The organism is Streptomyces drozdowiczii (assembly GCF_026167665.1).
Classification (GTDB): Bacteria; Actinomycetota; Actinomycetes; order Streptomycetales; family Streptomycetaceae; genus Streptomyces; species Streptomyces drozdowiczii_A.
Window position 1 is genome coordinate 1071564 of sequence record NZ_CP098740.1, and the last position, 17178, is coordinate 1088741.

Annotated in this window: 15 protein-coding genes and 2 pseudogenes; 6 read left to right on the forward strand and 11 right to left on the reverse strand. The window is 73.0% G+C overall.

What is annotated here, in order from left to right; genetic code table 11:
• Positions 1 to 72 precede the first annotated feature (72 nt).
• From NEH16_RS04785 to NEH16_RS04810, 6 genes are all read right to left on the reverse strand, one after another.
• A complete protein-coding gene (locus NEH16_RS04785) occupies positions 73 to 915 on the reverse strand; it encodes an ATP-binding cassette domain-containing protein (protein WP_265539496.1) in 843 nt (280 codons plus the stop codon).
• On the reverse strand, positions 912 to 1958 hold the full coding sequence (locus NEH16_RS04790) for an ABC transporter permease (protein WP_265539498.1): 1047 nt from the start codon (positions 1956 to 1958) through the stop codon (positions 912 to 914). Before NEH16_RS04790 ends, NEH16_RS04785 begins: the two co-directional genes overlap by 4 nt.
• Positions 1955 to 2938 carry a sugar ABC transporter substrate-binding protein gene (locus NEH16_RS04795; RefSeq protein WP_265539500.1) on the reverse strand — a complete coding sequence of 328 codons (984 nt, stop codon included), beginning with the start codon at positions 2936 to 2938 and terminating at the stop codon, positions 1955 to 1957. The genes NEH16_RS04790 and NEH16_RS04795 overlap by 4 nt, the downstream gene beginning before the upstream one ends.
• Positions 2939 to 3109: 171 nt before the next feature.
• A complete protein-coding gene (locus NEH16_RS04800; protein ID WP_265539502.1) occupies positions 3110 to 4285 on the reverse strand; it encodes a cytochrome P450 family protein in 1176 nt (391 codons plus the stop codon).
• A gap of 86 nt (positions 4286 to 4371) precedes the next feature.
• Positions 4372 to 5070, reverse strand: a complete 699-nt coding sequence (locus NEH16_RS04805; RefSeq protein WP_107426818.1) for a response regulator — start codon at positions 5068 to 5070, stop codon at positions 4372 to 4374.
• Positions 5067 to 6281: a sensor histidine kinase gene (locus tag NEH16_RS04810; RefSeq protein ID WP_265539505.1), complete on the reverse strand. Its 1215-nt coding sequence runs from the start codon at positions 6279 to 6281 to the stop codon at positions 5067 to 5069. The genes NEH16_RS04805 and NEH16_RS04810 overlap by 4 nt, the downstream gene beginning before the upstream one ends.
• A gap of 147 nt (positions 6282 to 6428) precedes the next feature.
• On the opposite strand from NEH16_RS04810, the gene NEH16_RS04815 reads away from it, so the two are divergent.
• Positions 6429 to 6632 carry a hypothetical protein gene (locus NEH16_RS04815; RefSeq protein ID WP_073965961.1) on the forward strand — a complete coding sequence of 68 codons (204 nt, stop codon included), beginning with the start codon at positions 6429 to 6431 and terminating at the stop codon, positions 6630 to 6632.
• Between the two features lie 5 nt (positions 6633 to 6637).
• Here NEH16_RS04815 and NEH16_RS04820 read toward each other — a convergent pair whose 3' ends face one another.
• Positions 6638 to 7567, reverse strand: coding sequence for a DMT family transporter (locus NEH16_RS04820; RefSeq protein WP_265539507.1), 930 nt, complete (start codon positions 7565 to 7567; stop codon positions 6638 to 6640).
• A gap of 209 nt (positions 7568 to 7776) precedes the next feature.
• Here NEH16_RS04820 and NEH16_RS04825 point away from each other — a divergent pair, with 209 nt between their 5' ends.
• The gene (locus NEH16_RS04825; protein ID WP_265539509.1) at positions 7777 to 8523 is read left to right on the forward strand and encodes an SDR family oxidoreductase; all 747 of its coding nucleotides are present in this window, start codon (positions 7777 to 7779) and stop codon (positions 8521 to 8523) included.
• An 83-nt stretch (positions 8524 to 8606) separates the two neighbouring features.
• On the forward strand, positions 8607 to 9437 hold the full coding sequence (locus NEH16_RS04830; RefSeq protein WP_265539511.1) for an aldo/keto reductase: 831 nt from the start codon (positions 8607 to 8609) through the stop codon (positions 9435 to 9437).
• Between the two features lie 34 nt (positions 9438 to 9471).
• Here NEH16_RS04830 and alc read toward each other — a convergent pair whose 3' ends face one another.
• Together alc and allB are read right to left on the reverse strand one after the other, a co-directional pair.
• A complete protein-coding gene (gene alc / locus NEH16_RS04835; protein ID WP_265539514.1) occupies positions 9472 to 10587 on the reverse strand; it encodes an allantoicase in 1116 nt (371 codons plus the stop codon).
• Positions 10584 to 11933, reverse strand: a complete 1350-nt coding sequence (gene allB / locus NEH16_RS04840) for an allantoinase AllB (RefSeq protein ID WP_073965966.1) — start codon at positions 11931 to 11933, stop codon at positions 10584 to 10586. The genes alc and allB overlap by 4 nt, the downstream gene beginning before the upstream one ends.
• Positions 11934 to 12247: 314 nt before the next feature.
• Between allB and NEH16_RS04845 the strand changes: the two genes are divergently transcribed.
• The gene (locus tag NEH16_RS04845) at positions 12248 to 13048 is read left to right on the forward strand and encodes an IclR family transcriptional regulator (RefSeq protein WP_018100489.1); all 801 of its coding nucleotides are present in this window, start codon (positions 12248 to 12250) and stop codon (positions 13046 to 13048) included.
• A 225-nt stretch (positions 13049 to 13273) separates the two neighbouring features.
• Here the strand turns inward: NEH16_RS04845 and NEH16_RS04850 are convergent.
• A pseudogene (locus NEH16_RS04850) lies at positions 13274 to 13587 on the reverse strand (DUF5955 family protein).
• 184 nt (positions 13588 to 13771) lie between these two features.
• Here NEH16_RS04850 and NEH16_RS04855 point away from each other — a divergent pair.
• Entirely contained in the window at positions 13772 to 14365 is a 594-nt protein-coding gene (locus NEH16_RS04855; protein WP_265539519.1) for a nucleotidyltransferase family protein, read from the forward strand.
• Between the two features lie 232 nt (positions 14366 to 14597).
• Positions 14598 to 16217, forward strand: a complete 1620-nt coding sequence (gene aceB / locus NEH16_RS04860) for a malate synthase A (RefSeq protein ID WP_265539521.1) — start codon at positions 14598 to 14600, stop codon at positions 16215 to 16217.
• A 65-nt stretch (positions 16218 to 16282) separates the two neighbouring features.
• On the opposite strand, the pseudogene NEH16_RS04865 reads toward aceB, so the two are convergent.
• Positions 16283 to 17178, reverse strand: a pseudogene (locus tag NEH16_RS04865) (sucrase ferredoxin).

Below are 17178 nucleotides of genomic sequence, written 5' to 3' on the forward strand. Positions count from 1 at the left end.
CCCGGTGGCGGACGGCGCCCGTCCGTCCCGATTCTGCCACCCCGGAAGCGGCGGGGGCGCCGGGCGCCTCCGCTACAGGCTGTCGCCGGTCCCCGGTCCCGAGGTGCGCTCCAGCTCGTGGCTCAGCTCCTCCAGCTCGCTGCCGCCCGCCATCTGCCGGGTCAGCTCGTCCAGCGTGACGCCGTCCTTGGTGTGGCTGCCGGCCATGGCGCCCCGCTTCAGGAGGACGAACCGGTCGCCGACGAGGTACGCGTGGTGCGGGTTGTGCGTGATGAGGACCACGCCGAGGCCGGCGTCCCGGGCGGCCGCGATGTACTTCAGGACGACCCCGGACTGCTTGACGCCGAGGGCGGCCGTCGGCTCGTCCAGGACGAGGACCTTCGCGCCGAAGTGGACGGCGCGCGCGATGGCCACGCACTGCCGCTCGCCGCCGGACAGGGTGCCGATGGGCTGGTCCACGTCGCGCAGGTCGATGCCCATGCGGAGCAGCGCCGAGCGGGTGGTCTCGCGCATCAGCTTGACGTCGAGGCGCTTGAAGGGGCCGGCGCCGGTGGTCGGCTCGGAGCCCAGGAAGAAGTTGCGCCAGACCGGCATGAGGGGGACGACCGCGAGGTCCTGGTAGACGGTGGCGATGCCCCGGTCGAGGGCGTCGCGCGGGTTGGCGAGGGTGGTCTCCTCGCCGTCGATCAGGAACCGCCCGGCGTCGTGCCGGTGCAGCCCGGCGATGATCTTGATGAGGGTGGACTTGCCGGCGCCGTTGTCACCGAGCACGCAGGAGATCTCGCCCGCGTGGACTTCGAGGGAGACCCCTTCGAGCGCCTTGATGTTGCCGTAGTACTTGGCCACGTCGTCCAGCTCGACGAGGGCCTGCCGGCCGGTGTCCTGGGGCCCGTCCTGGGCCGTGGGGGCCGTCATTTCGTCGCCTCCGCGCGCTTGCGTACCCATGCGTTGAGCAGGGTGGCCAGGAGCAGCATCGCTCCCAGGAAGAACTTGAACCAGTCCGGGTTCCACTCCGCGTACACGATGCCCTTGCTGGTCATGCCGAAGATGAAGGCACCGACCGCCGAGCCGATCGCGGAGCCGTAGCCGCCGGTGATCAGGCAGCCGCCGATGACGGCCGCGATGATGTAGATCAGCTCGTTGCCGACGCCCTCGCCGGACTGCACGACGTCGTAGCTGAACAGCAGGTGCTGCCCGGAGACCCAGGCGGCGAAGGCGACGCCGAGGTAGAGCCCGATCTTGGTCCGGACCACCGGGACGCCGACCGCGCGGGCGGCGTCCGCGCCGCCGCCGACGGCGAAGATCCAGTTGCCGAAGCGGGTACGGAGCAGGATCCAGGTGGCGACGGCCACCAGACCGGCCCACCACAGCAGGGTCACCTTGAGCTCGACGCCGCCGACGGTCCAGTACGAGGCGAAGAGCTTGCGGGCGGAGGGGAAGCCCTCCATGTTGCCGATGGTCTTCGTGGAGACGGTCCCGCTGATCAGCTTGGTGAAGCCCAGATTGAGACCGGTCAGCATCAGGAACGTGCCCAGCGTGATGATGAAGCTGGGCAGTTTCGTACGGGTCAGCATGAAGCCGTTGAACGCGCCGATGGCGAGCGTGACCAGCAACGACACGAGGACGCCGACCCAGACGTTGGCCGTCATCTGGTAGCTGAACATCGAGGAGACCAGCGCGGAGCTGGTGACCATCACACCGGCGGACAGGTCGAACTCGCCGCCGATCATCAGGAGCGCGACCGGCGCCGCCATGATCCCGATGGTGGAGGCCGCGTACAGCACGGTGCCGAAGCTGGTGGCGCGCAGGAAGCTGTCGGCGACGACCGCGAAGAACAGGAAGACGGCGAGCGCGCCGACGACCGAGCCCAGCTCCGGGCGGCCGAGCAGCTTGCGCAGCGGTGAGGTGCGCAGCAGCCGTTCGTCGACGACGGCGGACGATCCGGGCCCGGCGGTCATCGGGTGCCCCGGTCGGCGTACTCGGCGAGCTGGTCCGCGTCCTTCGAGGTGATGATCTGCGGGCCGGTGAGGACCGGGCGGCCGCCGCCGAGGACGTTGCGGTTGTAGCGGTAGAGCCAGAGCAGGTCGATGGCCTCGTAGCCCTGGAGGTAGGGCTGCTGGTCGACGGCGAAGCCGAGGGTCTTGGACTTCAGCCCCGCGGCGACGGTGGCGTTCAGGTCGAAGGTGTCGATCTCGGCCTTGCTGCCCGCGGTCTTCTTCGCCTTGACGGCGGCGTCCGCGAAGGGCGCGCCGAGCGTGACGACCGCGTCGATGTCCTTGTCGGACTGGAGCTTCGCCTCGATGGACGCCTGGACGTCGGGCATGTTGGTGCCCTCCACGTACAGGTTCTGCATCTGGCCGTCGAAGGTCTTCTTCGCGCCGGCGCAGCGCTGCTCGTGGCCCACGTTGCCCTGCTCGTGCAGGATGCAGAGGGCCTTCTTGCGGCCGCGCTTGTTCAGCTCGTCGCCGACGGCCTCACCGGCGATGGACTCGTCCTGGCCGATGTGGGTGAGCGCCCCGTACGCCTTGGACTCGGCGGAGCCGGAGTTCACGGTGATCACGGGGATGCCGGCGCGGACGGCCTTGGCGACGACGTCCTTCATGGCGTCGGGCTTGGCGAGCGTGACGATCAGCCCGTCGACCTTCTTGTCGATGGCCGCCTGCACCAGCTGGGCCTGCTGCTGGCCCTCGTCGTTGTGCGAGTACAGGAAGTTGATGTTGTCCTTCTTGGCCGCCATGTCGGCGCCCTTCTGGACGATGTCCCAGAAGGTGTCGCCGTCGCCCGAGTGGGTGACCATGGCGAAGGTCCAGCGGGGCGTGTTCACCGCGGCCCGGCCTTCGGCCGCGGCCTTGGCCGCACGCTCCTCCGCCCGCTTGCCGCCGGTGCTGCTGCATCCCATGAGGGACACCCCCAGCACCGCCGCAAGCACGGCGCCCATCGCACGTACCCCTGTCCGAACCCTTGCCACGACGCCGTGCCCTTCTTGTGCTGCTCGCTGTGCTGCTGCCGGTGGAGCCGGGGCCCTGTGGTCCCGGCCCGGCTGGGCAAGTATCCCCGAGCGCGTGCCGCCGCGACCCGGAGGGGCTCGAAGAGCACGGCGGCGCGTCGCTCACCAGCGCACCGGCAGCCGGCGCACCCCCCGGATCAGCGTGCCGGGCAGCCAGTCGAACGGGGCGGCCTCCGGGTCGGCCTCCAGGCCGGGGCAGCGTTCCAGGAGCGCGCGGATCGCGATGCGGCCCTCCATCCGGGCCAGCGGGGCGCCCAGGCAGAAGTGGATGCCGTGTCCGAAGGCGAGGTGGCCGCGGGTGTCGCGGCGGATGTCGAAGCGGTCGGGCTCGGGGTAGCGGGCCGGGTCGCGGTCCGAGCCGGCCAGGGAGACCAGGATCGCGTCGCCGGTCGCGATGGTCCGGGAGCCGACCTCGACCGGTTCCCGGGCGAAGCGGAGGGTGGCCGTCTCGACGGGTCCGTCGTAGCGCAGCATCTCCTCGACGGCGCCGTCGAGCAGCGAGAGGTCGGCGCGGAGCGCGGCGAGCTGGTCGGGGTGGGCGAGCAGGGCGCGTACCCCGTTGGAGATGAGGTTGACCGTCGTCTCGTGGCCGGCGACGAGCAGCAGGAAGGCCATGCCGACCAGCTCGTCGGGCGAGAGCGCGTCGTCGTCCTCGTGGCGGGTGGCGATCAGGGCGCTGAGCAGGTCGTCGCCGGGTGAGCGGCGCTTGTCCTCGATCAGCTCCGTGAGGTAGCCGCCCATGGCGCGGACCGCCTCGCCCTCCTCCTCCGCGTCCACGGGGGCGACGATGCCGTTGGACAGCTTGCGGAAGGCGGACCGGTCCAGGTCGGGGACGCCGAGCAGCTCGCAGATCACGGTCATGGGGAGCGGGAAGGCCAGCGCGTCCACGAGGTCGGCGCGGCCTTCGGGGACCATCAGGTCGAGGAGTTCGCCGGTGATCTCCTCGACCCGGGGGCGCAGCGCCTCGATCCGGCGCGGGGTGAACTCGCGGGCGACGAGCTTGCGCAGCCGGGTGTGGTCGGGGGCGTCGGTCTCCAGCATGTTGGCGTTGATCGGGTCGCCGCCGGTCTCGCCGGGGAGCGCCCGCCAGTCCTTGCCGAAGCGCTGGTCGGCCAGGACGGCCCGGCCCTCGTCGTAGCCGACGACGAGCCAGATGCGGTCGAACTCGTCGGTGCGGACGAGGTGCACGGGTCCGGCCGCGCGCATCCGCTCGTAGTAGGGGTACGGATGCGCGGTGAAGTCGGCCAACCCGCGCAGATCCACAACGACTTCGGACATGGGCCCGCCCTCCCGGTCGTGTCGTCCCCGCTCCGAGGACCGGCCCGTGCAGCGTATGCCGGGATGCCTCCGGTGATCGAGCCGGTTCAGGCCGGATTCGATCCGCTCTCGTCGTCCAGCAGACCGGCGTCGTGGACGAGCAGGGCGATCTGGACGCGGTTGTTGAAGCCGAACTTGGCGAGGATGCGGGAGACCTGGGTCTTCACCGTGGCGACGCTGAGGTAGAGCGTCGCGGCGATCTCCGCGTTGGACCGGCCCCGCCCCACCGCGACGGCCACCTCGCGCTCCCGGTCCGCGAGCAGCGCGATCCGCTCGCGCGCCCGGGCGGCCCGGTCCACGCGTTCCTCCTGCCCGGCACCGGCCGCCCGGGCCATGAGCTGCCGGGTGACGGCGGGCGAGAGGACCGGGTCGCCGGCCGCGACCCGGCGCACCGACTCCACGATCTGCGCGGGCGGGGTGTCCTTGAGGACGAAGCCGGCGGCCCCGGCGCGGATGGCGCGGAGGACCTGCTCGTCGGCGTGGAAGGTGGTCAGGACGACGATCTCCGGCGCGTCGGGCCGGGCGCGCAGCGCTTCGGTGGCGGTCAGGCCGTCCATGACCGGCATCCGGATGTCCATCAGGACCACGTCGGGCCGCAGCCGGTCGACCAGCTCCGCGGCCTCGCTGCCGTCGGCGCCCTCGCCCACGATGGCGATGTCGTCGGCGCCGCCCAGCATCAGGGTCAGCCCGGCCCGGACGAGCGGGTCGTCGTCGATGATCAGGAGCCGGACGGGCGCGTGGGTCATGACGCCCACGGTAGCCAGGCCCGCACCTCGAACCCGCCGTCGGGGGCGGGCCCGTGGTCGAGGCGGCCGCCGGCCAGGGTGGCCCGTTCGGTGAGGCCGATGAGCCCCTGGCCGGAGCCGGGGACCGGGGTGAAGGGCTCGGTGGGCGCCGGGTTGCGGACCTCCACGGTGATGCCCTGGCCGGGTCCGCCGGTGACGGCGACGGTGACCTCGGTGCCGGGGGCATGCTTGCGGGCGTTGGTCAGCGCCTCCTGGGCGATGCGGTAGACGGTGCGCCCGGGGGCGGCGGGCACGGCGCCGGGGTCGGCGAGGCGGTTGTCGAGGGTGACCTTCATGCCCGCCTCCCGGGATTCGGCGACGAGGGCGTCGAGCGTGGCGAGGGTGGGCTGCGGGCGGTTGCCGTCGCTGTCGCGGGGACCGCGCAGGACGCCGATGATCTCGCGGAGGTCCTGGAGCGCCTCGTGCGCGCTGTCCCGGATGACCCCGGCGGCGCGGGCCACCTCGGCCGGGGGCGCGTCGGGGCGGAACTCCAGGGCGCCGGCGTGGACGCTGAGCAGGGTCAGCCGGTGGGCGAGCACGTCGTGCATCTCGCGGGCGATCTCCTCGCGGGCGAGCCGCTGGGCCTGTTCGGCGCGGAGGGCGGCCTCGGTCTCGGCGCGGACGGCGCGTTCCCGGAGGGAGACGACGAGCTGGCGCCGGGAGCGCACGACCATGCCCCAGCTGAGGACGAGCAGGATCAGCAGCAGCCCGATGATGGTGGACGCCAGGAACGACGTGTTCGGGTCGGGGCGCAGATACGGCTGTACGGGGACGACGGCCAGGGCCAGGGCGCCGACGAGGACGACCGGGCGGAACGGCCGGTGGACGGCCACGCTGAACAGCGCGACGAGCAGGGCGCCCGCCGCGACCGGTTCCACGGTGGACAGCAGGGTCAGGGCGACGGCGAGCCCGACCGGCCAGCGGCGCCGGAACCACAGGGCGCAGCAGGCGGCGGCGCCGACGAGGGAGTCCACCAGCACGAAGGTGTCCGATGTGGTGGGGTCGGCCTCGATCGTGGCGAGCGTCGCCAGGCCGATGCCCGCCGCGCAGAGGAACGCGGTGAGGTCGACCACCCAGTCCCGCACGGTGCGGCGGGACCGGCCGCGGTCGCCGGGCAGCTCGGGTCCGGCCATCGCCGAGGGCAGCAGCCAGGGGTACTCCGTACGCGTCATGTCGACAAAGCTACGCACGCGGGCGGCGGGTTCCGGGTGTCCGGGGCGCGGGAGCGACCAAAGTCGCGGAGACGGAGACTTTCGGACCCGGCGGGGCAGCCCGCCGGCCGACGCGGTCGGACGGCCCGGGCGGCCAGGCTCGGGGCCATGAAGAAACTCTGCGAGACGGTCGGCTTCCTGGTCTTCGTCCAGGGGGTCGCCGGGCTGCTCCACGTCTGGCTGGACTGGTTCCGCTTCTTCAACCTGTGGCGGCGGCTGCCGTTCGCCGACGAGTACCCGGTCTACGTGTCGATCGTGCTGGTGGTGGCGGGCGCGGCCGTCATGATCGCGGCGGACGCGATCAAGGAGTGAGCCGGTCAGGGCGCGCTCGGGTCCGCGCTCCGCCGCCCCCAGGCGGTCCCGGCCAGGACCAGCACGGCGCCCGCCGCCCCGGCGAGGCCCAGGCGCTCGCCGCCGATCGCGATGCCGACGGCGGCGGCCCACAGCGGTTCCGTACCGAGCAGCAGGCTGACGCGGGACGGGGAGGTGCGGCGTACGGACCACATCTGCACGAAGAACGCGAAGAGCGTGCAGAACACCGACAGGAAGAACAGCCCGGCCCACTCCCGGGCTCCGAATCCGGCGGCGACCGTCCAGGGCGCCGCGCCCGTCCCCGGTGCGGCGGCCAGCAGGGCGAAGACGGCGACGGAGCTGCCGAGCTGCACGGTCGTCAGGGACAGCGGGTCCGCGTCCTGGACGGACTTGATGCGGGCCATGAGCAGGACGTGCAGGGTCCGGGCGAGGGCGGCGACGAGCATGAGCAGGTCACCGGCGGAGGGGCTGGTGAATCCGCCGCCCTGGGTGAGCAGCACCACCCCGGCCACGGAGAGCCCGGCGGCGGCGAGGAAGGCCCCGGTCGGCCGGGTGCGGGTGACGGCGGCCTCGGCGAGCGGGGTGAAGATCATGGTGAGGCTGATGATGAGCCCGGCGTTGGTCGCCGAGGTGTGCACGATGCCGTACGTCTCCACCAGGAAGATCCCGCTGAGCACCAGGCCGAGCAGCCCGGCGCCCCGCCACTGCGCGGCGCTCAGCGCGCGCAGCCGGCGCCGTCCGGCGACCGCGAGGACGGGCAGCACGACGGCGAACCGCAGCACGAGCACGGCGACGACGGTCTGCGGGGTGGTGATGCCCTTGGCGGCGAGATAGCTCGACCCCCAGACCACCGCGACGAGCAGCACGGGCAGATCGGTGAGCCAGGCCCGGCGCGGCGGGGCGAGTACGGGGGCGGGGACGGCGGCGGAGGACACCTGGACTCCTGCTCTCTCCACAGGGACGACGTGGAGACGGCACCGGCTCGCACTGGGGAGCGATCACGCTACCGGGCGCGCGCCCGTCATGACGAGCCCTGGAGGGCCCCGGACTCGGCGTCCATTTCCCGCCGGTCTCCGGGCCGCCGGACGACTTTCCTGGTTCCTGCCGGCACGACCGGCAACGGACGCAACGGACAGGAATGACGATGAACAGCACCCTTACCACCACCCGCACCGCGCTCGTCACCGGCGGCAGCCGGGGCATCGGGGCCGCGACCGCGCTGCGGCTCGCCCGGGACGGCGCCGACGTGGCGCTGACCTACGTACGCGACGAGCGCGCCGCGAAGGAGGTCGTCGCCGCGATCGAGGCGACCGGCCGCCGGGCGGTCGCGCTGCGCGCCGACTCGGCCGACCCGGAGGCCGCCGCCTCGGCGGTGCACCGGGCGGCGGCGGAGCTGGGGCGGCTGGACATCCTGGTGAACAACGCGGGCATCGGCGTCCTCGGCCCCATCGGCACTCTCACACCCGCCGATGTGGACCGGGTCCTCGCCGTGAACGTCCGGGCCGTGTTCCTGGCCTGCCGGGCGGCGGCCGAGGTGATGGAGCGCGGGGGCAGGATCATCTCCCTCGGTACGGCCCTGAGCCGGTACGCGGGCGGGCCCGGCTCCACGCTGTACGCGATGAGCAAGTCCGCGCTCTCCGGCCTGACCAAGCCGCTGGCCCGCGAGCTGGGCCCGCGCGGCATCACGGTCAACCTGGTGCAGCCGGGCGCCGTGGACACCGACATGAACCCGGCCGACGGCCCCTTCGCCGAGGGCCAGCGCGCGGCCAACGCGCTGGACCGGTTCGGCACGGCGGAGGAGATCGCCGCGCTGATCTCGTACCTCGCGGGCGCGGAGGCCGCGTTCGTCACCGGGGCCGAGCTGGTCGTGGACGGCGGCCACGCCGCCTGACGTCGCGCTGCCGCTCCTCCCCGCCCCGCCTACGCTGGGCGGGGAGGCATGCCCGTAACGGCAGACGACGAGAAGGGACGATCATGTCCGGTATCCCGGCGCACACCCTGAACGACGGCCGTACGATCCCGGCGGTCGGGCTCGGCACCTATCCGCTGGACGACGACGCGGCGGAGAAGGCCGTCTCCGGCGCCCTGGACCTCGGGTACCGGCTCGTGGACACCGCGCTGAACTACGGCAACGAGACCGGTACGGGGCGCGGCGTCGCCCGCAGCGGAGTGCCGCGCGAGGAGGTCTTCGTCACGACCAAGGTGCCCGGCCGGCACCACGGCTACGAGAAGACGCTCGCCTCGTTCGAGGAGTCCCGGAGCAACCTCGGCCTGGACTACGTGGACCTCTATCTCATCCACTGGCCGCTGCCCAAGGTGGGCCTCTACGTCGACACCTGGCGGGCGCTGATCAAGCTGCGCGAGGACGGGCTCGTCCGGTCGATCGGGGTCTCCAACTTCACCGCCGAGCACCTGAGGCGGCTGGAGGAGGAGACGGGTGTGGTGCCCGCGGTCAACCAGATCGAGCTGCACCCCCGGCTGCCGCAGGAGGAGCTGCGCGCGGTGCACGCGGCGATGGGGATCGTCACGCAGAGCTGGAGCCCGCTGGGGCGCGGCCGGGACCTGCTGGCCGACCCGGACGTGGTGGCGGTCGCCGAGGCGCACGGCGTCACCCCGGGCCAGGCGGTGCTGCGCTGGCACACCCAGCTCGGGGCCGTACCCATCCCGAAGTCGGCCGATCCGGGGCGGCAGCGGGAGAACCTGGACCTGTTCGGCTTCGAGCTGACGCCCGAGGAGCTGGGGCGGATCTCGAACGGGCGGCGGGAGCGGTTCGGCGGGGACCCCGAGGAGCACGAGGAGTTCTGACGCTCCCCCGTTCTGCCCCCGGGGCCCCGGCGCCTCAGCCGCCGAGTTCGGCGTGGCGGGCGGCCAGCCGGGCCGTGCCGCGTTCGGTGAGGGAGCCGAAGAGGCGGAGCCGGGAGATGCCGCCGTCCGGGAAGATGTCGATCCGGACCTGGTCGGCGCGGACCGCGTCGGGCAGCACGAAGCGGTGGTCGGTGTCGGGCTGGAGCCGGGTCCGGGGCAGGAGTTCGGTCCAGTCGCCGGTCTCCGCGTCCCGGGCGGTGAGCCGGGCCCAGCCGGCCGCGTTGCCCTTGAGGTAGGCAGTGTCGATCTCGACGGCGCGGATGTCCGCCTCTTCCACCAGGTGGTAGTGGATCCAGTCGTTGCCCCGGTCGCGGCGGCGCCGGGTCTCCCAGCCGTCGTCCATCTTGTGGGAGCGGCCGGGCTGGATGGTGTTGGTCGCCGGCGAGTAGAAGCGGTCGGAGGCGTCCTCGACCCGGCCGCCGTTCTCCAGGGCGACCACGTCGAACGTGCCGAGCGCGGTCAGCCAGGCGGGGTCGGGGGCGACCTCGCCGTAGACCCTCAGGCGGGCGATGCCGCCGTCCGGGTGCTGGTTGAGCCGCAGGTGCGTGAAGCGGCGCTCCACGTCGACGGCGAACCCGTTGGCCGCGTGGCCGCCGACGGCGGTACGGGGGACGAGCGTCGTCCACTTCACGTCCGGGGCGAGCAGTTCCTCCGGCGAGGGCGAGCCGGGCAGCGAGACGGCTTCGACGGAGACCGCCTGCGGGTAATTGCCCCGGAAGTGGGCGGTGTCCACGACCAGGCCGCGCACGATGCCGGGGGCGCCGAGCCGGATCAGCGCCCAGTCGTGGTCCTGGTCCACCGGGTGCGGCCGCTCGGCGCTCGCACCGCGTCGGCGGCGGGTCTCCCAGCCGTCCATGATCTTGCCCTTGTGCCCGAAGCGCTCCGGGTCGAAATGGGCGGGCTCCGGCTTGAGCAGGTTCTCGCGCTCGGCGAAGAACTCGTCGTTGGCCGCGATCACGCCCGCGCCGAGCCGCCGGTCGGCGAGGTCCACGAGGTGGGTGAAGGGGTGGTCGGCGGTGCGGTAGTCGGCGTACGGGTCGCCGCCGCCGTACGGGTTCGCGTCGCCGGTGAAGTGCGCTGTCGCCGTCATGCCCTGGGGTCCCTTGTCTGGAGGCGGCCGGTCGGTTCGGAGAGCACGCCGTCGGCGGCGATGCGTACACCGCGCAGCCAGGTGGAGCGCACGACGCCGGACAGGGTGCGCCCCGCGTACGCGGTGACCTGGTTGCGGTGGAACAGCTCGGCCGGGTCGACGGTGAAGGTGGCGTCGGGCGCGAGGACCGCGAAGTCGGCGTCGCGGCCCGCCTCGATGGCGCCCTTGTGGTGCAGCCCGGCCAGGGCGGCGGGGGCGGCGGACATCCAGCGGGCGACGTCGTCGAGGCTGTGGCCGCGCCGGCGGGCCTCGGTCCAGATCGCGGGCAGCCCGAGCTGGAGGGAGGAGATCCCGCCCCAGGCGGAGGCGAAGTCCGGGGTCTTCAGGTCGGTGGTGCACGGCGAGTGGTCGGAGACGATGCAGTCGATGGTGCCGTCGGCCAGCCCCTGCCACAGCGCGTCCTGGTTGGCGGCCTCCCGGATCGGCGGGCAGCACTTGAACTCGGTGGCCCCGTCGGGGACCTCCTCGGCGGTGAGGGTGAGGAAGTGCGGGCAGGTCTCGACGGTGAGCCGGACGCCCTCGCGCCGGGCGGCGGCGATCAGCGGCAGCGCGTCGCTGGACGAGAGGTGCAGGACGTGGACGCGGGCGTTCAGCCGCCGGGCGTGGGCGATCAGGCCCTCGATCGCGGTGTTCTCGGCGTCGCGCGGCCGGGACGCCAGGAAGTTCGCGTAGGCCGGTCCGCCCTGCTGCGGCGCGGCCGCCAGGTGGTGCGGGTCCTCGGCGTGCACGATGAGCAGTCCGCCGAAGCCGGCGATCTCGGCCATGGACCGGGCCAGCTGCTCCTGGTCCAGCTCGGGGAACTCCTCGACGCCGGACGGCGACAGGAAGCACTTGAAGCCGAACACCCCGGCCTCGTACAGCGGGCGCAGGTCCTTGACGTTGGTGGGGATCGCACCGCCCCAGAAGCCGGTGTCGACGTGCACCTTGGGCTCGGCGACGCCCTGCTTGACCCGCAGGTTCTCGACCGTGGTGGTGGGCGGCAGCGAGTTGAGGGGCATGTCGAGCAGGGTGGTGATGCCGCCGGCCGCCGCCGCGCGGGTGGCGGTCCAGAAGCCCTCCCACTCGGTGCGGCCGGGGTCGTTCACATGGACGTGGGTGTCCACGAGCCCGGGCAGCACGACGTCGTCCCCGAAGTCCTCGACGCGGGCACCGGCCGGCGCCTCGGTGTCGTACGGGAGAACGGCGTCGATGGTCCCGCCGGTGACGGCGACCGATGCGGGCCGGGTCCCCTCGGGGGTGACGACGCGCGTCGAGCGCAGTAGCAGCTTCACGTCCGGACCGGACACCGGTGCTCCTCACTTCGCACTTTCAACGAACTGTTGAAGGAGTCTTCACTCGGGAGCGCGACCCGTCAAGACCTCACCCTCGCACCCGGGCCGCTTCCGGAGCCGCGCTGGAGGTTTCCACAAAGTAAAAGGTGAATTTCGGAGTGCGGAACGTAGAATGGGCCAGGTGGCGCGCGGCCGGGCCACCGCACCACCTGCGGACACCCGGACAAACGGGCGCTGACCGGCCAGGACGGCCCCCGTCGGCAGTGGGCCGATCGGAAAGGGCCCGGTAGGCTGCTGCCTTGCTCCTCCGCCTCGAAAGGACCGTTGACGTGCCGCCGTCCCACGCCAGCACTTCCGACTCCAAGCCCGCCGGCTCCAGCGGTGGTGTGCAGTCCCTTGAGCGCGCCTTCGACCTGCTGGAGCGGATGGCCGACGCGGGGGGCGAGGTCGGCCTGAGCGAGCTCTCCGCGAGCAGCGGACTCCCGCTGCCGACGATCCACCGCCTGATGCGCACGCTGGTCCTGTGCGGTTACGTACGCCAGCAGCCCAACCGGCGTTACGCGCTCGGCCCCCGGCTGATCCGCCTCGGCGAGTCCGCCGCGCGGCTGCTCGGCACCTGGGCGCGCCCCTATCTGGCCCGGCTGGTCGAGGAGACGGGCGAGACGGCCAACATGGCGCTGCTCGACGGCGACGAGATCGTGTACGTGGCGCAGGTGCCGTCCAAGCACTCGATGCGGATGTTCACCGAGGTGGGCCGCCGGGTGCTGCCGCACTCCACGGGCGTCGGCAAGGCGCTGCTCGCGCACACCCCGCCGGACGAGGTGCGCGCCCTCCTCGCCCGGACCGGGATGCCCGCCGCCACCGAGAAGACGATCACCACCCCGGACGGCTTCCTGGAGGCGCTGGACCAGGTGCGCCGGGTGGGCTACGCGGTGGACGACAACGAGCAGGAGATAGGGGTCCGCTGCCTGGCGGTCTCGGTCCCCAACTCCCCCACCTCCGCCGCCATCTCGATCTCCGGCCCGGCGGGCCGGGTCACCGAGGCGGCCACGGAGCGGATCGTGCCGATCCTCCAGCAGGCGGCCAAGGAGCTGTCGGACGCGCTGGCGAGCAGCGGGACGGCGGGCTGAGAGTCCGCCCGCGTCCCAGGCCGGCGCCGGGACCGCGAGGCGCCCGTCGGGCGTCGTGGCCGACCGCGTCGAGCAGATCGGGCGGCCGGGCGTTCGAGGAGCTTGCGGCGGCGGCCGGGCGTTCGGCGGCGGCCCCGGCCGTGGCGCACCGACCGAGGGACCGTATCCGCGCCCCCCAGGCGCTCACCAGGCGCGAGGCCGAAGGCACCCGACTCCCCCGCCCGGTCAGCGCTGAGGCGGCTCGCCGAAGAGGTCCACGGCGATCCGGACGTCGCGCAGGGCGGCGGCCAGTGCGCTGACCGAGCCGATCGCCCCCGCGACCAGCAGCAGCGAGCGGCGCAGCCGGGGGATCTCGGGCGCCCCGCTGAGCGCCATCGCGTCCAGCGCCGCGAGTTCGTCCTCGGCGATGGCCCGGTCGGGGAACTGCCCGGGGTGGCCGGCCAGGGCCCGCCGGAGCCGGGAGACGGCGGTACGCAGCTCCGCCACCCGGGGTCCTCACCGCTGCCGGTCACCCGCTCCTGCCCGACGCTCTTCAACAAAGCTCCCCCTCGCACGTCCTCGTGCCAGTGTTGTTCCGACCCGCCCCGGACGGTGGTCAAGTGTCCGGGGATGCGGGCAAGTTAACGCCATAAAAGGTCCCGGGCGCCACTCCGCGTGCGTAACACACGCCTTAGAGGTACGAGACGGTGGGCGGGAGCGGCCGCCGTGGGGTATCCAGGCCGCATGACACACGCACAGATCGCCGGACTCCTGCTCGCCGCGGGCGGCGGCCGCCGGCTCGGCGGACGCCCGAAAGCCCTGCTGGAACACCGTGGCGGACTGCTCGTCGAGCACGCGGTGCGCACGCTGCGCGCGGGCGGCTGCGGCCCGGTCCGTGTGGTGCTCGGCGCCTCGGCCGACGAGGTGCGGGACCGGGCCGGGCTGGACGGCTGCGGGGTGAGCGTCAACCCGGAGTGGACCGAGGGCATGGGCTCCTCGCTGCGGACGGGGCTGGACGCGCTCGCGGGGACGGGCGCGGACGCGGCGCTCGTGCTGCTGGTCGACCAGCCGGGGATCGGGGCGGAGGCGGTGGCCCGGGTGGCCGCGGCGTACCGGGACCGGACGAGCCTGGCGGCGGCCTCGTACGCGGGGGAACGCGGGCATCCGGTGCTGTTCGGGGCGGACCGGTGGGCGGACATCGCGGCGGGTGCGGTGGGCGACCAGGGGGCACGAGGGTATCTGCGGGCGCACCGGGAGGCGCTGACGCTAGTGGAGTGCGGTGACGTGGCACAGGCGTACGACATCGACACTCCGGCGGACCTCTCCCACCTGGAGTGAACGCCCTGGCACGCTGCGCCAGCGCATGGGCGGTTCTGTCGACCCGAAGAATCTCGACATCAACAAACCATTGAACTTCCACCATGAGGAAACTACTATCCACTGATCAGAAGCCCTCTGCACCTCAGACGGCGGCCACAGCCGTATCCCGGAGCCCTGGCACGCCGTGCCGAATCGGGCGGCCCGGCGGCCGTGCCGCCGTCCGCACCGCCCGCTGAAGGAGTGACAGCTCATGTCCGCACCAGCGCCGTCCTCGCTGGCCATCGTCGATGCCGAGCCCCTGCCCCGGCAGGACGAGGTCCTCACCCCCGCGGCCCTCGCGTTCGTGGCCGAGCTGCACCGCCGGTTCACGCCCCGGCGCGACGAGCTGCTCGCCCGCCGCGGTGAGCGCCGTGCCGAGATCGCCCGCACCTCCACGCTTGACTTCCTGCCGGAGACCGCGGCGATCCGGGCGGACGACTCCTGGAAGGTCGCGCCGGCCCCGGCCGCGCTGAACGACCGCCGGGTGGAGATCACCGGTCCGACCGACCGCAAGATGACCATCAACGCCCTGAACTCGGGCGCGAGGGTCTGGCTCGCCGACTTCGAGGACGCCTCCGCCCCCACCTGGGAGAACGTGGTCCTCGGCCAGCTCAACCTGATGGACGCGTACAACCGCTCCATCGACTTCACCGACCCGAGGTCCGGCAAGTCGTACGCGCTGAAGCCGGCCGACGAGCTGGCGACCGTCGTCACCCGCCCGCGCGGCTGGCACCTGGACGAGCGCCACCTCCAGCTCGACGGCACCCCCGTGCCCGGCGCGCTGGTCGACTTCGGCCTGTACTTCTTCCACAACGCCCAGCGCCTGATCGACCTCGGCAAGGGCCCGTACTTCTACCTGCCGAAGACGGAGTCGCACCTGGAGGCCCGCCTCTGGAACGACATCTTCGTCTTCGCGCAGGACGAGCTGGGCATCCCGCAGGGCACCGTCCGCGCCACGGTCCTGATCGAGACGATCACCGCCGCGTACGAGATGGAGGAGATCCTGTACGAGCTGCGCGACCACGCCTCCGGGCTGAACGCGGGCCGCTGGGACTACCTCTTCTCCATCGTCAAGAACTTCCGTGACGGCGGCGCCAAGTTCGTCCTGCCGGACCGCAACGCGGTGACGATGACCGCCCCGTTCATGCGGGCGTACACCGAACTCCTGGTGCGCACCTGCCACAAGCGCGGCGCCCACGCGATCGGCGGCATGGCGGCCTTCATCCCGTCCCGCCGCGACGCCGAGGTCAACAAGGTCGCGTTCGAGAAGGTCAAGGCCGACAAGGACCGCGAGGCGAACGACGGCTTCGACGGCTCCTGGGTCGCCCACCCCGACCTCGTCCCGATCGCCATGGCCTCCTTCGACGCGGTCCTCGGCGAGAAGCCGAACCAGAAGGAGCGCCTGCGCGAGGACGTCTCGGTGGCGGCCGGCGACCTGATCGCCATCGACACCCTGCACGCCAAGCCCACGTACGAGGGCCTGCGCAACGCGGTCGCCGTCGGCATCCGGTACATCGAGGCGTGGCTGCGCGGCATGGGCGCGGTCGCCATCTTCAACCTGATGGAGGACGCGGCCACCGCCGAGATCTCGCGCTCGCAGATCTGGCAGTGGATCAACGCGGACGTGGTCTTCGAGAACGGCGAGCACGCCACCGCGGACCTGGCCCGCAAGGTCGCCGCCGAGGAACTGGCCGCGATCCGCGCGGAGATCGGCGACGAGGCGTTCGCCGCCGGCCAGTGGCAGGAGGCCCACGACCTGCTCCTCCAGGTCTCCCTGGACCAGGACTACGCGGACTTCCTGACGCTGCCCGCGTACGAGCGGCTGCGCTGACGTCCGTACCGCCGCACGGAACCCCGCCTCCCTGGCGTACGCGTCCGGGGGCGGGGTTTCCGCGTTCAGGCGACGCGGATCGCGGTGACCTCGTGGACCATGGCCGCGCTCGTCGCCGGGCCGTTGCAGGTCAGCTGGTGCGGTGGGGCGCGGTGAGCGGTGACCTCCACGTCGTACGCCGTCGCGTGGGGCGGGGGCCGGTGAGGCGGATCAGCCAGTCCTGGCCGGCCCGGGAGGTGCCGGTGACCGTGTAGTCGTGGCGGCCCGCCGGGCCGAAGCGGGCGAGCACCGCCGCGACGGCCGCCTGCTGGGCCGGGAAGAGGTCGGTGTAGCCGCGCAGGTGGGTGGCGTGGACGCGGTCGGCGAGGTGCTGTTCGACCACCGCGACGGACGAAGCGGCGTCCAGGCCGCCGTAGTAGACGCCGTCGGGGGCGATGAGCACGTTGGCGGCGAAGCGGTCGCCGCCCACATGGGTGCACTCCCACACCGGGTCCGGCCACCGCTCGGCCAGCGCGCGGGCCGCCGGACGTCCGCGCAGGGCGCAGCAGGTGTCGTGCCGGCCGTGGGCGCAGACGAGGACGACCGGCGGGTGTCCGGGCTCCCCGGGCGCGCCGAGCGCGGCGGCGGCGAGGGCCAGGTCCTCGTCGCGCTCCCAGGTCCCCCACGTCTGGCGGTGCGCGCCGGTGCCGTCGTAGCGCAGGACGGCCCAGCGCCGGGGGCCCGCGTCCTCGGGGCGGCGGCCGTGGCGGCGGATCAGGAGGATGCGGGCGCGCACCGCCCGCGCCGCCTCGTAGAGCAGGGACTTCGTCACGGGGTCCAGCGCGAGGCCGTCGTAGCCGTTGGCGGGCCAGGGCGCGTGGTGTTCGACGAGGACCCAGACCAGGCCGTACGGGGCGGTGCCGGGGAGCGCGTCGCCGCGGGCCCGGGCGGCGTCGGCGCAGAAGAAGCGTTCCGCCGTCAC

Coding starts and splice junctions, on each gene's coding strand:
- NEH16_RS04785 (WP_265539496.1), bottom strand. CDS start 915: ATGACGGCCCCCACGGCCCAGGACGGGCCCCAGGACACCGGCCGGCAG.
- NEH16_RS04790 (WP_265539498.1), bottom strand. CDS start 1,958: ATGACCGCCGGGCCCGGATCGTCCGCCGTCGTCGACGAACGGCTGCTG.
- NEH16_RS04795 (WP_265539500.1), bottom strand. CDS start 2,938: ATGGGCGCCGTGCTTGCGGCGGTGCTGGGGGTGTCCCTCATGGGATGC.
- NEH16_RS04800 (WP_265539502.1), bottom strand. CDS start 4,285: ATGTCCGAAGTCGTTGTGGATCTGCGCGGGTTGGCCGACTTCACCGCG.
- NEH16_RS04805 (WP_107426818.1), bottom strand. CDS start 5,070: ATGACCCACGCGCCCGTCCGGCTCCTGATCATCGACGACGACCCGCTC.
- NEH16_RS04810 (WP_265539505.1), bottom strand. CDS start 6,281: ATGACGCGTACGGAGTACCCCTGGCTGCTGCCCTCGGCGATGGCCGGA.
- NEH16_RS04815 (WP_073965961.1), top strand. CDS start 6,429: ATGAAGAAACTCTGCGAGACGGTCGGCTTCCTGGTCTTCGTCCAGGGG.
- NEH16_RS04825 (WP_265539509.1), top strand. CDS start 7,777: ATGAACAGCACCCTTACCACCACCCGCACCGCGCTCGTCACCGGCGGC.
- NEH16_RS04830 (WP_265539511.1), top strand. CDS start 8,607: ATGTCCGGTATCCCGGCGCACACCCTGAACGACGGCCGTACGATCCCG.
- alc (WP_265539514.1), bottom strand. CDS start 10,587: ATGACGGCGACAGCGCACTTCACCGGCGACGCGAACCCGTACGGCGGC.
- NEH16_RS04855 (WP_265539519.1), top strand. CDS start 13,772: ATGACACACGCACAGATCGCCGGACTCCTGCTCGCCGCGGGCGGCGGC.
- aceB (WP_265539521.1), top strand. CDS start 14,598: ATGTCCGCACCAGCGCCGTCCTCGCTGGCCATCGTCGATGCCGAGCCC.